The sequence below is a fragment of the Ramlibacter sp. GCM10027632 genome (genome assembly GCF_042675325.1).
Classification (GTDB): domain Bacteria; phylum Pseudomonadota; class Gammaproteobacteria; order Burkholderiales; family Burkholderiaceae_C; genus Ramlibacter.
Window position 1 is genome coordinate 1 of sequence record NZ_JBHTGW010000006.1, and the last position, 14,683, is coordinate 14,683.

General features: G+C 68.4%; 14 protein-coding genes. 3 read left to right on the top strand and 11 right to left on the bottom strand.

Annotated elements, in window-relative coordinates; translation table 11 throughout:
- Positions 1–1,031, bottom strand: a 1,031-nt coding sequence (locus tag ACFQZY_RS10400) for a M48 family metalloprotease (RefSeq protein WP_377415560.1), incomplete at its 3' end; no start/stop codon positions are given.
- A gap of 27 nt (positions 1,032–1,058) precedes the next feature.
- On the opposite strand from ACFQZY_RS10400, the gene moaC reads away from it, so the two are divergent.
- A complete protein-coding gene (gene moaC, locus ACFQZY_RS10405) occupies positions 1,059–1,583 on the top strand; it encodes a cyclic pyranopterin monophosphate synthase MoaC (protein WP_377415561.1) in 525 nt (174 codons plus the stop codon).
- A 51-nt stretch (positions 1,584–1,634) separates the two neighbouring features.
- On the opposite strand, the gene ACFQZY_RS10410 is transcribed toward moaC, so the two are convergent.
- The 8 genes from ACFQZY_RS10410 to sucC form a co-directional block, all read right to left on the bottom strand.
- On the bottom strand, positions 1,635–3,869 hold the full coding sequence (locus tag ACFQZY_RS10410; protein ID WP_377415562.1) for a PhoX family protein: 2,235 nt from the start codon (positions 3,867–3,869) through the stop codon (positions 1,635–1,637).
- Positions 3,870–4,044: 175 nt separating this feature from the next.
- On the bottom strand, positions 4,045–5,679 hold the full coding sequence (locus ACFQZY_RS10415; protein WP_377415563.1) for a Wzy polymerase domain-containing protein: 1,635 nt from the start codon (positions 5,677–5,679) through the stop codon (positions 4,045–4,047).
- Positions 5,680–6,014: 335 nt separating this feature from the next.
- Entirely contained in the window at positions 6,015–6,509 is a 495-nt protein-coding gene (locus ACFQZY_RS10420) for a pilin (RefSeq protein ID WP_377415564.1), read from the bottom strand.
- A gap of 195 nt (positions 6,510–6,704) precedes the next feature.
- Positions 6,705–7,370 (bottom strand): FHA domain-containing protein, encoded by a 666-nt coding sequence (locus ACFQZY_RS10425; RefSeq protein WP_377415565.1) that lies wholly within the window; start codon positions 7,368–7,370, stop codon positions 6,705–6,707.
- A 27-nt stretch (positions 7,371–7,397) separates the two neighbouring features.
- Positions 7,398–8,183 (bottom strand): Stp1/IreP family PP2C-type Ser/Thr phosphatase, encoded by a 786-nt coding sequence (locus ACFQZY_RS10430; protein ID WP_377415566.1) that lies wholly within the window; start codon positions 8,181–8,183, stop codon positions 7,398–7,400.
- Between the two features lie 273 nt (positions 8,184–8,456).
- Positions 8,457–9,167 (bottom strand): TerC family protein, encoded by a 711-nt coding sequence (locus ACFQZY_RS10435; RefSeq protein WP_377415567.1) that lies wholly within the window; start codon positions 9,165–9,167, stop codon positions 8,457–8,459.
- A 132-nt stretch (positions 9,168–9,299) separates the two neighbouring features.
- A complete protein-coding gene (gene sucD, locus ACFQZY_RS10440) occupies positions 9,300–10,193 on the bottom strand; it encodes a succinate--CoA ligase subunit alpha (protein WP_377415568.1) in 894 nt (297 codons plus the stop codon).
- Between the two features lie 10 nt (positions 10,194–10,203).
- The gene (sucC, locus tag ACFQZY_RS10445) at positions 10,204–11,370 is read right to left on the bottom strand and encodes an ADP-forming succinate--CoA ligase subunit beta (protein ID WP_377415569.1); all 1,167 of its coding nucleotides are present in this window, start codon (positions 11,368–11,370) and stop codon (positions 10,204–10,206) included.
- A gap of 153 nt (positions 11,371–11,523) precedes the next feature.
- Here sucC and argC point away from each other — a divergent pair, with 153 nt between their 5' ends.
- Positions 11,524–12,444 (top strand): N-acetyl-gamma-glutamyl-phosphate reductase, encoded by a 921-nt coding sequence (argC, locus tag ACFQZY_RS10450; RefSeq protein ID WP_377415570.1) that lies wholly within the window; start codon positions 11,524–11,526, stop codon positions 12,442–12,444.
- Between the two features lie 19 nt (positions 12,445–12,463).
- Here argC and recX read toward each other — a convergent pair whose 3' ends face one another.
- Both recX and recA read right to left on the bottom strand, forming a co-directional pair.
- Positions 12,464–12,919, bottom strand: coding sequence for a recombination regulator RecX (gene recX, locus ACFQZY_RS10455; RefSeq protein ID WP_377415571.1), 456 nt, complete (start codon positions 12,917–12,919; stop codon positions 12,464–12,466).
- A 3-nt stretch (positions 12,920–12,922) separates the two neighbouring features.
- Positions 12,923–13,996 (bottom strand): recombinase RecA, encoded by a 1,074-nt coding sequence (recA, locus tag ACFQZY_RS10460; protein ID WP_377415572.1) that lies wholly within the window; start codon positions 13,994–13,996, stop codon positions 12,923–12,925.
- A gap of 141 nt (positions 13,997–14,137) precedes the next feature.
- Between recA and ACFQZY_RS10465 the strand changes: the two genes are divergently transcribed.
- Positions 14,138–14,620, top strand: coding sequence for a MarR family winged helix-turn-helix transcriptional regulator (locus tag ACFQZY_RS10465; RefSeq protein WP_377415573.1), 483 nt, complete (start codon positions 14,138–14,140; stop codon positions 14,618–14,620).
- The last annotated feature ends 63 nt before the right edge of the window (positions 14,621–14,683 follow it).

Below are 14,683 nucleotides of genomic sequence, written 5' to 3' on the forward strand. Positions count from 1 at the left end.
CGCGCCGCCAGCGCACGCGCCTGCGCGGGCTCGCGCAGGCGCGAAGCCGCCACCACGCCGGCATACAGCGCGCCGGCCTGGCGCGCCGCGGGCCCGTCGGCGCGCTGGGCCAGCGCCTCCTGCAGCACCGCGCGCTGGCGGTCCACGCCGGCGGCCGACAGGCCGCGTGCGCGCCCCGCCATCAGCGCATGCTGCAGGTCGGGCGGCAGCGGCGCGGCACGGGCGCCCAGCTGCGTGCGTGAACGCATGTCGGCCACCCGCTCGGTCGTCAGCGGGTGGGTGCGCAGGTAGGGGTAGCTGCCGTTGTCGTTCAGGCGCGAGGCCTGCTGCAGCTTCTCGAACATGCTGGCGAACCCCTGCGGCGCGAAGCCGGCCTGGGTCATGACGGCGAAACCGATGCGGTCGGCCTCGCGCTCCATCTCGCGCGAGAAACTGAGCTGGTTTTGGATCGCCAGGGCCTGGCCGCCGGTGATGAGGGCGCTGGCCGCGTCGGGGCTGCGCGAGGCGGCCAGCGCGCCGAGCAGCACCGCCGCGATCGTCCAGGGCGCCTGGCGCTTGTCCTGCGTGACCATGCGCGAGATGTGGCGCTGGGTGACGTGCGTGAGCTCGTGCGCCAGCACCGAGGCGAGCTCGTCGCGCGTGGTGGTGGCGGCGATCAGGCCCAGGTGCACCCCCATCCAGCCGCCGGGCACGGCGAAGGCGTTGATGCTGCGGTCACGCCCGAGCAGCAGGCGCCAGGCGTAGCGCTGGTCCAGGTCGGGCCCGAGGTCGCCGCGCTGGCGGGCGGCCGCGAGCAGGGGCTGCCACAGGCTGTCGAGGTAATCGGACAGGATCGGGTCGTCGAGGTAGTCCGGGTCGCGGAACAACTCGCGCGCGACGCGGTCGCCGATGCGCCGCTCGGTGCTGACCGAGAGGTCGCCGCCGTCGCCCAGGGCGGGCAGCTGCGCGGGCACGGGCGGCACCGCCAGCCCGAGGGCCAGCAGCAGCGCCAGGGCCCGCGTGCGCGGCGCCCGTATCATCGAATGCTTCATACCTTCACGCAGAGTCACCTGCCCGCCATGAGTTCACTGACGCATTTTGACGCGCAAGGCCAAGCCCACATGGTGGACGTGTCCGCCAAGGCCGCCACGCACCGGGTGGCGGTGGCCCAGGGGCGCATCCGCATGCTGCCCGGCACCTTCCAGCTGGTGGCTTCGGGCACCGCCAAGAAGGGCGACGTCCTGGGCATCGCGCGCATCGCCGGCATCCAGGCCGCCAAGAAGACCAGCGACCTGATCCCGCTGTGCCACCCGATTCCGCTGACCCGCGTGGCGGTGGACTTCGAGCTGCAGCCCCAGGACCACGCCGTCTCGTGCCGCTGCACGGCGGAGACCGTGGGCGTGACCGGGGTGGAAATGGAGGCACTGACCGCGGTGCAGGTCGCCCTCCTGACCATCTACGACATGTGCAAGGCGGTGGACCGGGGCATGGTCATCGAGGGCGTGCAGCTGCTGGAGAAGCACGGGGGCAAGTCCGGGAGCTTCGTGGCCCCGGGCCAGGGCGGCGCCTCCGGGGCTGGGGTACCGGGCAACCTGCCGGAATGAAATGGCCCGGCCCCCTTGCGGAGGCCGGGCAGCGGCTGCCTCGCGGCGGCGTCAGGTGCCGATCCGGCCGCCGTCGTTCTTGGTGATCACGATCGTGGCCGAGCGGGGACGCTTGCCGGCACCGTAGCCGGCATTCGACGGCCACTGGCTCGTGTACTTCGTCGGGTCAGCGAGGTTGGCCTGCGAGGTCGTCTCGCCCGGATGCTGGATGTTGACGAAGATCGCCTTCCCATCGGGGGTCTCGCACAGGCCGGTGATTTCGCAACCCACCGGGCCGACCAGGAAGCGCTTGAGCGTATCAGCCGTCGGCAGCTTGCCCACCTGGGTGTCCACGTTGAGCGTGCCGCCCGCGGCGGTGGTGTAGGTCAGGGTCTTCTTGCCGCCATCGCCGACCTGGCCGGGAATCGCGGCCAGCATCATGCAGTTGGTGACATCCGTGTAGGCCCCATCGTCGGTCTGGATCCAGCAGATGCCGGTGTTCGGGCTGAACACCAGGCCGTCCGGGCTGGACATGTCCTGGTCGGCGGTGAGGCTGGAGATGTTGACCATCGCCTTGTCGGCGCCCGCCTCGGCGGCGAACAGGTAGATGTCCCAGGTGAACGAGGTGGCCGCCGCGCCGGCAGCACCCTCCTTGACCCGCAGCAGGTGGCCATTGGGGTTGCCGGCCTGGGTCGTCGCACCCTTCATGTCGGTGTAGGCGCGCGGGTTGGCCGCATCGGGCGCCAGCTGCGAGGAGCCGGTGGGATCGACGCGCCGGTTGCTGTTGTTGGTGAGCGTGAAATAAATCTCGCCGTTCGCGGGATTGACGCCACACCACTCGGGGCGGTCCATCTTCGTCGCACCGACCGCGTCGGCTGCGAGGCGGGCGTTGACGCACACATCGGCCTGGTCGGCAAAGCGGTAGGTCGCGTAGCCGGCGATCGACGCATTGGCCACCGACAGTTCGACCCATTGGCCGGTGCCGTCCGCATTGAACTTGGCCACGTACAGCTTGCCGGCATCGAGGTACTTGTCGCCCGTGGCCATGCGGTCCGCCGGGTTGGCATCGGCGGCGTTCCAGCTGGCGGCGGAAACGAACTTGTAGATGTATTCGTTGCGCGCGTCATCGCCCATGTACACCGCCAGCGGCTGGCCCGCGACAGGCCGGCCGAAGGCAGCACTTTCATGCGCGAAACGCCCCAGCGCAGAGCGCTTCCGGGCCGGCCGGGTCTTGTCGTAGGCATCCATTTCGACGACGTAGCCCATCCCGTTCATCTCGTTGCGATAGTCGTCGCTGCCGTCCGCGGACGTGCCGAGCTTGCTGTTGTTCCAGCGGGCGTACTTGTCTTCGGTCCCGGCGCTCTCCCAGCCGTGGCGGGAGGCCGCGCCCTGGGTTCGGCCATAGCGGTTCAGGGCGGTGACGCTCTTGTCGGTGCCGCGGGCCGCGTTGTCCGTCGCGCTGCGGGTGAAATAGCCGAACCAGTTTTCCTCACCGGTCAGGAAGGTGCCCCAGGGCGTCTTGCCGGTGCCGCAGTTGTTCAGGGTGCCGCGGGTCTTCGTCGCTGTCGGTGAGAACTTCGTCACCAGCAGGGCGTTGCCACGGGCAGGTCCCGAGATCTCCACCTCGGACAGCGCGGTCAGGCGGCGGTTGAAGGCCGAGTCCTTCACGTACTCCCACTTGGCGCCGACCCTGCGCACCTCGACGACCGAGACGCCGTGGACCGCGACCTCCTTGTCCACCTCGGCGGCCGGACGCGGAAGCGTCGTGGTCCCGCCGTCCGCGTGCAGGAAGAAGGAGCTGAGTCTTTCGTCCGTCGTGGCCTCGTGGTTGATCGCGAGCAGGCCGCGGTCCGTGGCGGTGGCGGACGGCTTGCCGTCGGCGCCAAGGCCGAACCACTCCATGCCGTCGTGGTGGTCGCCGGCACGGTTCTCGAAGTCGCTGTCGGTGCCGTCATTCCTGTAGGCAGGCGTCGAGGCGGTGAGGGGATCGCCCAGCGCATACAGGGGCGTTGCGGTGTAGCCGGCAGGCACGCTCACCGCGTCCGCCAGGCTCTTGGGGACGGCGCTGAAACCGAGCAGCTTGTCCTGGGGAGCCTGGGTGGCGGGCGCCACGTCGCCGCCGCCGCACGCGCTCACCGCGAAGCCTCCCAGCATGGCCGTTCCGACGGTGCCCACGCCACCGCGCAGCAGGCCGCGGCGGCTCAGGCGCGCCTGCAGCACGGCGTCGAAAGTCGGGTTGGGTGAGTCGTTGGAGTTTTCCTCGTTGAAATCCACTGCGTCCAGTGCGCGCTCGTTGTGCTTGTTCACGACAAATTCCTTTGGGTCGAAAAATTTCCGTTGGAAAGAAATCGACGCCAACGTTAAGCACGCGAAGTGACAGGCACGTGACGATGTGACGAGGGATGCGACCGCTTCGCGGCCAAGCCACGGCGGGCCGCACGCGACGCGGCCATCTCGCCGGCGAGGGCCGCGTCCGACGGCCTCAGCGCGGGGACGACGCTGGCTGCCTGCGCGCCAGCCAGCGCGCGTGTTCCTCCGGGAACGCCGCGGCAAAGCGCCGCATCTCGAGCCGGGCCTTGTCCTCGCGGCCCGCGACCAGGGCGCTGTCGATCGCGCGTTCGATCACGCGCGGCTCGGGGGAGAAATGCAGCACCTGCTGCGCTTCGGCGTGGACCTGGGCCGCGTTGTCGGGACGCAGCGGCGCCATGGTGAAGGCGGCGAACCGCACCTGGTCATGGAACAGCCATGAGCCTGAAATGCGGGCGAGCGTGTCCCTGGCATAGGCTGGCGCGCGCGCGGACTCGGGCCGGTAGATCTGGTCGATGCGCCAGTAGTCCCACCCCGCGTACGCCGCGACGGCCAGGGCGAGTGCGGGCACCGCCACGCGGGCCACGCCCGCGGCGGCTGCGGGTGCCGGCGCGCCGCGCGCGCACAGGATGCCCAGGGACAGCCCCACGGCCACCTGGAACGGCCCGTACCACAGCGGGTATTCGACGAGGCTGTGGAGGGCGAGCGCGGCGAGCACGGCCCAGGCCAGGCGCCGGGCGCCGTCGGTCTCGCGCCAGGGGCGTGCGCGCCAGGCGGCGGCGGCTGCCGCGCCCACGAACAGCGCGGCGGCGGGCAGGCCCAGTTCCACGGCGAGGTGCAGGGGCAGGTTGTGCGCGTTGTCCAGGATGTCGCAGAAGCGCGGGCCGTCGTACAGGAAGGCGTAGTGGGCGTAATCGAGCTCGCCCCAGCCCCAGCCGAGCCAGGGCCGCTGCGCGATCAGGTCCAGAACGTTGGACCACAGCACGCGCCGGCTGCTGCAGGCGCCGACGCCGGCCACGCGATCGAGCAGGTTGGCGCCGCCGAGCCCGCGCACCTCCAGCAGCCAGGGCAGGCCCATGGCGGCCAGCGCGTAGGCGGCGATGGCGGCCAGGGACAGGGCCACGCGGGCGCCGCGCCGCGGGCCGGGCAGGGCCATGGAGAAGCCGGCGATCAGCAGCAGCTGCAGCAGGCCGGTGCGCGAGGTGCTGGCGGCGTTGGCGGCGGACAGCAGCAGCACCAGCGGCAGCAGCAGGCGTGCGCGCGTGCCCTGGGTGAACAGCCAGGCGCAGGCGGCCAGGCCGATGGCGGTGAGGCTGGCGAACTGGTTGCGTTGCCGCAGGTTGCCGTAGGCTTCGCCGGGCGAGGCGGCGCTGGCCCAGGCGATGGCTTCCTGCACGAAGCCCTGGTGCTGCCACAGCGCGATCACGGCGCTGAGCGAGGCGGCCATGACCCAGGCCTCGGCGAGCGTACGCACCCCCTGCGGGCGCTGCGCCAACGAGGCGCCTGCGGCGGCCGCCATGAGGACCAGGGCCACGCCGCCGGCGACGGCGTAGGTCTCCAGGCTACCGGTGCCGCGGGCGATCGCCCAGGCTGCGAAGGCGACGCCGCCAGCGACCAGCGAGGCCGGCAGCCTGCGCACGCCCGCGGCCAGGCACAGGAGCGCGGTGGCGCACAGGGTCAGCAGCCAGGGGACGACGGCGGCGGACGGGCCGGCGGTGTAGGGGTTGAGCCAGGGGACAGTGATGGCGAGCACCACCAGCGCCAGCAGCCAGGGTGCGCCCTGTTTCGATGTGCCTTGCCGGCCCTGCATCCGTTGGATCTCCTCGTGTCCTGCCTCGATTGGCGAATCACACCCCATGGGGATGCGCATGGACGCGATTAGGCCAGAGGTTGTGGATGGAAAATGAAAACGCCGGCATCAGCCGGCGTTGGGTGATCGAGAGGACCGGGTCACCCCGCGGGGACTGGTCGCGTTAGTGCAAGACCTGACCCTAGAGTCCCCGGATTAGGCCAGAGGTTCGGGCTCGAGAAATGAAAACGCCGGCGGGAGCCGGCGTGAGGGTTGGAAGGGGGCGCCAGGGGTCCGTCAGTCAGACTGGACTAGTCGAGTTGATACAAGACCTAACCCCGTTAATCTCTCAAAGATCAGAGCGGACCGCGACAGGAACCGGGCAAGAACTTTGCAGGAATCCCACCTTCAGTGGTCGGACCACAAGTCCACTTGAACACCGGCGAGCCTACGTGACCCGCGGTGGCGACAACCTTCTTCGCCGCCTCGGTATGGTAAGGCACCAAAGAGATCTTTTTGTCATCAATCGCGTCGGTTCCCGTGTCACCGAATCCCGTCGCAGTAACAGTGATTACGCCGTTCGCGTCCACGGCGATCGCCTTTACGTATTTGCTCTTCTGCGTAGTTTCATTGCAGCCGAAATCGATGGTGGTGGCATCGGCTGGAGCAGTCTGATACACCTCAGAAATAGTTGTCCTGCAAGAAGATGCAGCCAAGATCACTTCGGACACTTTCGCCCGCTTCGTATAGTCCGTATAAGCCGGCAGCGCCACAGCCGCCAGGATGCCGATGATCGCGACGACGATCATCAATTCGATAAGGGTGAAACCCGCTTGCAGTTGACGCTTCATGAAACCTCCGGAATAAATCTGAAGAAGCAAGTTGACACTGCAATTGATGTGCCAACTTCAGAAGACTACCAAAACCTACCATCCCGCCAAGAAATCCACGCTGCGTCCCTGATCCCGATCAATTGGCAAATTCAGATCGACATTTTTGTCGACCGGCCGTGTCGCGCAGTGACACAAAACGTCATCCGATCACGCTCACGCCTGGATGAATTGCATCTGCGTCCCCGCGAGTTCGAGCAGGTCGCCGTTGTGCAGGCCCACCGGGTCCGCGCCCACCGCATTGCCGTTCAATCGCGGCGGGTCCTCGCCGTCGATGTGGGCGACGACGTAACCCTCGGTGCGCCGGGTGATGGCGGCCACCGCCACGCCCGGCTTGCCGATGGTGGTGACCACCTTCACCAGCGCCACCTCGCGCCCCGCGGCGGCGCCCGACATGACCTTGATCACCGCGCGCTGCTCGCCGCCAGGCTCTCCCAGCGTCACCGGCACCGTCGGCGGGATCGGCGGGGCGATGCCCGCGGCAGCGGCGGCCGGCGGCTGCACCTCCATCGTCTTTTCGAAGGAGGCGGCCGGCGCCTCGTCCAGGTACCGGATCTTGTACTTGCCGATTTCCACCGCGTCGTTGTGATGCAGGAACTGGCGCTTGACCGACTTCCCGTTCACATAGGTGCCATTGGTGCTGTTCAGGTCTTCCAGCATCACCCCACCCGGCCCCATCTGCAGCACGGCGTGCTCGCCGCTGACCGCCAGGTTGTCGATCACGATGTCGTTGTACGGCCGACGGCCGAGGGTGGTGCGGTCCTTGGTCAGCTGCACCTCCTTGATGACGACACCGTCGATCGAAATGATCATCTTCGGCATGGCCCCTCTCCTCTCGATTCCTGGTAATCACGCACCCAGCAGGCGGGACATCAGGCCCCGCTTCGCCGGCGTGCCGCTGGCCTGGGCGAGCAGCACGGAAATGTTGTCGCGGCCGCCGCGCGCATTGGCCGCGTCGACCAGCAGGCGCGCCCGGGCGTCGGGCGACACATCCGCCGCCATCAGCGTGGCGATGCTCGCATCGTCCACCATGTCGGACAAGCCGTCCGAACACAGCAGGTAACAGTCGCCCGGCTCCACCCGGTGCTCGGCCACCTCCAGCAGCACCGCCTCGTCCACCCCCATGGCCCGGGTGACGAGGTTGCGGTGGACGGAGACGGCCGCCTGCTGCGGCGTGATCAGTCCGGCGTCGAGCTGCTCCTGGAGCAGGGAATGGTCACGGGTGATGCGCACGAGGTGGCCACCGCGCAGCCGGTACAAACGCGAGTCGCCGATGTGTCCGACGACGACGCGCGCCTCCTGGAACACCGCGACGACCAGGGTCGTGCCCATGCCCGCGTAGTGGGCGTTGGCCTGGGCCGCATCGAAGATGGCCCGGTTGGCTTCAGCCACGCAGGCCTGCAGGGCGCGCCGCAGGTCGCGGCCGTCCGGGGACGGGCCGGCGTCCTCGAGCCAGCGCCCGAGGTGTTCGGCCAGGAGGGAGGTCGCCATGCCGCTGGCGACCTCGCCGGCGTTGTAGCCGCCCATGCCGTCCGCCAGGACGGCGAGCCCGTGCGCCGCATCGACGAAGACGGCGTCCTCGTTGTTCGCGCGGGTCAGGCCACGGTCGGTCAGGCAGGCAAACGCGTAGTGCATGCGTCAGCGCTCCAAGGGCCGCGCTGTGTCTCGCATGCAACGACCGGCGGCGTCCCGCGCCGCCCGGCCCGAGGCATCCCCCCGGCGCCAAGGGGCGCGATGCCTGGTTTGTGATGAAGTGCCCACTTCCGCCGACCTCTGTGTATTCTGGTCTCGTGCGAGGCGAACCTGCCTCGCACCCGCATCGGAGGATTAAATCCCCGGCGGCGACTGTGAGCGAAAGTTAACAGAGGCTGACGGCGGGGACAAGCCGTCAGCCCACGGCCTTGCGTGTCAGGCGGCTTCTTCGCTGTGCGCCGCAGGGCGCATGCGCAGCAGCGCCTTGCCGACGGCCAGGACCAGCAGGGCACCTGCCGCCGCCGCCGCGTACTCCCAGGCCTTGTCGGCCGGCAGGTAGGGCTTGAGCGCGGGGTCGGTGAAGGCCATCTGGCCGGCGATCCAGCCCAGGAGCATGCCGCCCAGGGTGATGATCATCGGGAAGCGGTCCATCAGCTTGAGGACGATCTGGCTGCCGGCCACGATGATGGGGATCGACACGAGCAGGCCGAAGATCACCAGGCCCAGCTGGTGCTGGCCCGCGCTCTCGGCGGCGCCGGCGATGGCCAGCACGTTGTCCACGCTCATGACCAGGTCGGCCACGATCACGGTCTTCACCGCGCCCCACAGCTTGTCGGAGGAGCTGATGTTGCCGTGCTCGTCCTCGTCCTGCGGGACGATCAGCTTGATGCCGATCCACACCAGCAGGACCGCGCCGACCAGCTTGAGGTAGGGCACCGCGAGCAGCGCCAGGGCGAACGCGATCAGGACGACGCGCAGGACGATGGCACCGGCGGTGCCGTAGATGATGCCCAGGCGGCGCTGGGTCGGGGGCAGGCCGCGACAGGCCAGGGCGATGACGACCGCGTTGTCTCCACCGAGCAGGATGTCGATCAGGATGATCTGGCCGACGGCGATCCAGAAGGTGGCTGTGGTGAGTGCTTCCATGTTGAGGGGGGTCCCCGCAAAAAACTTTCGGGACCGTAAGAAAAGGAAAGGGCCGATTGTCCCTCAGGTCAATCGGCCCTGCATTGTGGTTGCCCACAATTTCCGCGGCGCGTGGCCGCTTTTGCCTGCGGATTACAGCAGCGACTTCAGCAGCCGGCCCATTTCCGAGGGGTTGCGGGTGATCTTGAAGCCGCACTCCTCCATGACGGCCAGCTTGGCGTCGGCCGTGTCGGCGCCGCCGGAGATCAGCGCGCCGGCGTGGCCCATGCGCTTGCCGGGAGGGGCGGTGACGCCAGCGATGAAGCCGACGATGGGCTTCTTCATGTTGGCCTTGCACCAGCGGGCGGCTTCGGCCTCGTCGGGGCCGCCGATCTCGCCGATCATGATCACGGCGTCGGTGTCCGGGTCGTCGTTGAAGGCCTTCATCACGTCGATGTGCTTGAGGCCGTTGATCGGGTCGCCGCCGATGCCGACCGCGGAGGACTGGCCGATGCCCAGCTCGGACAGCTGCGCCACGGCTTCATAGGTCAGCGTGCCGGAACGCGACACGACGCCGATGCGGCCCTTCTTGTGGATGTGGCCGGGCATGATGCCGATCTTGATCTCGTCGGGCGTGATCAGGCCGGGGCAGTTGGGGCCCAGCAGCAGGGTCTTCTTGCCGCCGGCGGCTTCCTTGGCCTTCATCTTGTTGCGCACTTCCAGCATGTCCTTGACGGGGATGCCTTCGGTGATGCAGATGGCCAGGTCCAGGTCGGCCTCGACGGCTTCCCAGATCGCGGCCGCGGCGCCCGCGGGCGGCACGTAGATCACGGACACGGTGGCGCCGGTCTGCGTGGCGGCTTCCTTGACGGAGGCGTAGATCGGGATGTTGAAGATCGACTCACCGGCCTTCTTCGGGTTCACGCCCGCGACGAAGCAGTTCTTGCCGTTGGCGTATTCCTGGCACTTCTCGGTGTGGAACTGGCCGGTCTTGCCCGTGATGCCCTGGGTGATGACCTTGGTGTCTTTGTTGATGTAGATCGACATGGTGATTCCTTCAAGCCTTCTTCAGAGCCGCCACGACCTTCTGGGCCGCTTCCGCCATGCTGTCCGCGCTGATGATCGGCAGGCCGGACTCGGCGAGCATCTTCTTGCCCAGTTCCTCGTTGGTGCCCTTCATGCGAACGACCAGGGGCACGTTCAGGTTCACGGCCTTGCAGGCGGTGATCACGCCGGTGGCGATGGTGTCGCAGCGCATGATGCCGCCGAAGATGTTCACCAGGATCGCTTCGACCTTGGGGTTCTTCAGCATGATCTTGAAGGCTTCGGTGACCTTCTCGGGGGTGGCACCGCCGCCCACGTCCAGGAAGTTGGCCGGCTCGGCGCCGAACAGCTTGATGGTGTCCATGGTGGCCATGGCCAGGCCGGCGCCGTTCACCAGGCAGCCGATGTTGCCGTCCAGGCTGATGTAGGCCAGGTCGAACTTGGAGGCTTCGATTTCGGCCGGATCCTCTTCGTCCAGGTCACGCAGGGCGACGACCTCGGGGTGGCGGAACAGGGCGTTGGAGTCGAAGTTGAACTTGGCGTCCAGGGCGATGATGTTGCCCTTGCTGTCGCGGTTCAGGGGGTTGATTTCCACCAGCGACGCGTCGGTGTCCATGTAGCACTTGTACAGCTTCTGGCACACGTCGATGAACTGGGCGACGGAGTCGGCGGGCATGCCGACGCCCTTGGCGAGTTCCTCGCCCTGGGCTTGCGTCAGGCCGGTCAGCGGGTCGACGAAGATGGTGATGATCTTCTCGGGGGTGGCGTGGGCCACTTCCTCGATGTCCATGCCGCCTTCGCTGGAGGCGATGAAGGCGACCTTCTGCGTGGCGCGGTCAGTGACCACGGACAGGTAGTATTCCTTCTGGATGTCGGCGCCGTCCTCGATGTACAGGCGACGCACCTTCTGGCCCTCGGGGCCGGTCTGGTGGGTCTTGAGCTGCATGCCCAGGATCTGGCCGGCCAGGTCCTTGACCTGCTCGATGGACTTGGCCACCTTCACGCCGCCACCCTTGCCGCGGCCACCCGCGTGGATCTGCGCCTTCACGACCCACACCGGGCCGCCAAGCTTCTGGGCGGCTTCGACCGCTTCCTGGACAGTGAATGCAGGAATGCCGCGGGGGACGGGCACGCCAAAGCTGCGCAAGATCTCCTTGCCTTGGTACTCGTGGATCTTCATGAGGATATCTCTTGAGAGTGAGGGGGGTCCCCGGCAGGGTGAGGCAGGCCGGGTTTCGGGTGCCGAATAGCAACCTGCGACTGTATCATGGTGATAACCCTGAAACTTCCGCCTCTCTTACATGGGCGGGGCGCCCCATTTCACTGAAAAACGATGCCTAAAGTCTTCATCGACGGCGAAGCCGGCACCACCGGCCTGCAGATCCGCGAACGCCTTGCCCACATGCCCGCGATCGAGGTCGTGAGCATCGACCCGGCCCGCCGCAAGGACCCGCAGGCCAAGCGCGAGCTGATGGCGGGCGTGGACCTCGTGATCCTGTGCCTGCACGACGACGCCGCGCGCGAGTCGGCGGCGATGGTCGACGAGATCGAGCGGGCGCAGGGCCAGGGCCCGCGCATCATCGACGCCTCCACCGCGCACCGCACCGCCGAGGGCTGGGTGTATGGCTTCCCCGAGCTGTGCGCCGGCCAGCGAGAGGCCGTGGTCAACGCCCGGCGCGTGAGCAACCCCGGGTGCTACGCCACCGGCGCGATCGCGCTGCTGCGCCCCCTGGTCGATGCGGGCCTGGTGCCGAAGGACTTCCCGCTGGCCCTGCCCTCGGTCTCCGGCTACTCGGGCGGCGGCCGCACCATGATCGAGGACTACGAGGCCGGCCGCGCCCCCGACTTCGAGCTGTACGCGCTGGGCCTGAAGCACAAGCACCTGCCCGAGATCCTGAAGTACACCGGCCTCACCCGCCGCCCGATCTTCACGCCCTCGGTGGGCAACTTCCGCCAGGGCATGCTGGTGCAGCTGCCGCTGCATCTGGACCTGCTGCCCGGCAAGCCCTCGGCGCAGGACCTGCACGACGCGCTAGCGCGGCACTACGCCGGCAGCGAGTGGGTGACGGTGGAGCCCGCCACCGAGAGCGGCAAGCTCGACGCGCTGGCCCTGAACGACACGAACAAGCTCGAACTGCGCGTGTTCGGCAACGACGAGTACCGCCATGCCGTGGCGGTGGCCCGCCTGGACAACCTGGGCAAGGGCGCCAGCGGCGCGGCGGTGCAGAACCTCCAGCTGATGCTGGGCCTCTGAGCCCGGGCGAGTCCCTCGCTCAGTCCTCCTCGCCGGCGCCGCCGGCGAGCACCTTGCGGATCACCTCGCCACCGAACCCGCGCGCGGCGAGGAAGCGCGATTGCTTCGCGCGCTGCACCGCGTCCTGCGGCGGCTGGTCGAACTTGCGGCGCCAGACCTCGCGCGCGCGCTCGAGCTCGGTGGCCTTGAGCTGCTCCATCGCCTGGGCGACGAGCTCGCCCTCCAGCCCCTTGGCCTGCAGCTCCTGGCGGATGCGCCCCGCGCCCAGGCGGGCGGCACGGCGGTGCAGCACCGACTCCACCACGCGCTCCTCGCTGATGAACCCCTTGGCCTGGAGCTCGTCGAGCGCGCGGGCCAGCTCGCCGGGCTCCTGCTCGTGGCCGGCGAGCTTGCGTTCGAGCTCCAGGCGCGAGTGCTCCCGCATCGAGAGCAGGCGCAGGGCCCGCCCCTTCAGCGAGAGCTGGCCTGCGGGCATGCCTTATTCGGCCTCGTCCTGGCCGATGCCGGCCGGCAGCAGCGGGATGCCCAGCGACTCGCGCACCTTGTTCTCGACCTCGCGGGCCAGCTCGGGGTTCTCGCGCAGGAACTCGCGGGCGTTGTCACGGCCCTGGCCGATCTTCTCGCCGTTGTAGGCGTACCAGGCGCCGGACTTCTCGAGGATGCGCGCGTTCACGCCCATGTCGATGATCTCGCCCTCGCGGCTGATGCCCTCGCCGAACAGGATGTCGAACTCCGCGGTCTTGAAGGGGGGCGAGACCTTGTTCTTCACCACCTTGACCTTGGTCTCGTTGCCGATGGCCTCCTCGCCCTTCTTGATGGTGCCGGTGCGGCGGATGTCCAGGCGCACCGAGGCGTAGAACTTCAGCGCGTTGCCGCCGGTGGTGGTCTCGGGCGAGCCGAACATCACGCCGATCTTCATGCGGATCTGGTTGATGAAGATGACCGTGCAGTTGGTCTTCTTGATGGTGGCGGTCAATTTGCGCAGGGCCTGGCTCATGAGGCGGGCCTGCAGGCCGGGCAGCGAGTCACCCATCTCGCCCTCGATTTCGGCCTTGGGCACCAGGGCCGCGACCGAGTCGATGACGATCAGGTCCACCGCGCCGGAGCGCACCAGGCTGTCGACGATCTCGAGCGCCTGCTCGCCGGTGTCGGGCTGGGAGATCAGCAGGTCGGGCAGGTTCACGCCCAGCTTGCTGGCGTACTGCACGTCCAGCGCGTGCTCGGCGTCGACGAAGGCGCAGGTGCCGCCCTGCTTCTGCATGTTGGCGATGACCTGCAGGGTCAGGGTGGTCTTGCCGGACGATTCCGGGCCGTAGATCTCGATCACGCGGCCACGGGGCAGGCCGCCCACGCCCAGCGCGATATCCAGGCCCAGGGAGCCGGTGGAGACGACCTGGATGTCCTCGATCTGCTCGCCCTCGCCCAGGCGCATGATCGTGCCCTTGCCGAACTGCTTCTCGATCTGGGCCAGCGCGGCCTGCAGGGCCTTGGCCTTCTCGCTGTCCGCGCCCGCGGCGCCGGCAACCTTGCTGCCCTTGACTTGTGCGTCCATGGAAATCTCCTTGTGGATCAATGACTTGTGGAACCGGGCATCCAGTGTCTTTAACCACAGGCTGGATGCATGGCCAGTACTGTACCCGCCTGTTCAAACCAGTAAACCCGTTTTTTGGTCAGTTTGCCTTACCATCTGGCGATGACTGACCCGTTCCTCGACGACGGCTGGCGCCTGTCGCACCTGGGCCGGCTGCTGGGGCATGCGATGCGCCGGTTCGACGAGCGCGTCCTGCACCTCATGGCGCACGACGTGGACGTGCCCCTGGCCCTGTCCAACCTGGCCGCCCGCGCGCAGGTCACGGCGGCCCATGTCCACATCACCCGCCACCTCGCGCTGGAGGGCTCGCGCCTGACCGACCTGGCCCGGCGCGCCGGCATGACCAAGCAGGCGATGGGCGACCTGGTCACGCAGTGCGAGGCCTGGGGCCTGGTGGTGCGCGAGCCCGACCCCGCCGACGCCCGGGCCCGGCGCGTGCGCTTCACGCCCACCGGCCTGGCCTGGCTGCGCGCCTTCCGCGACGCGGTGGCCCAGGCCGAGGCCGAATTCCGCGCCGAGGTGGGCGAGGAGATCGCCACCGTGGTGGCGATGGGCCTCGAAGCCTACGCCGGGCCGGCAGCCTGAGTCACAGCGCCTAGAATCCGCCAACAGCCGCACGCCTGCGCCAGACAGGCAGGCCCCAAGCGG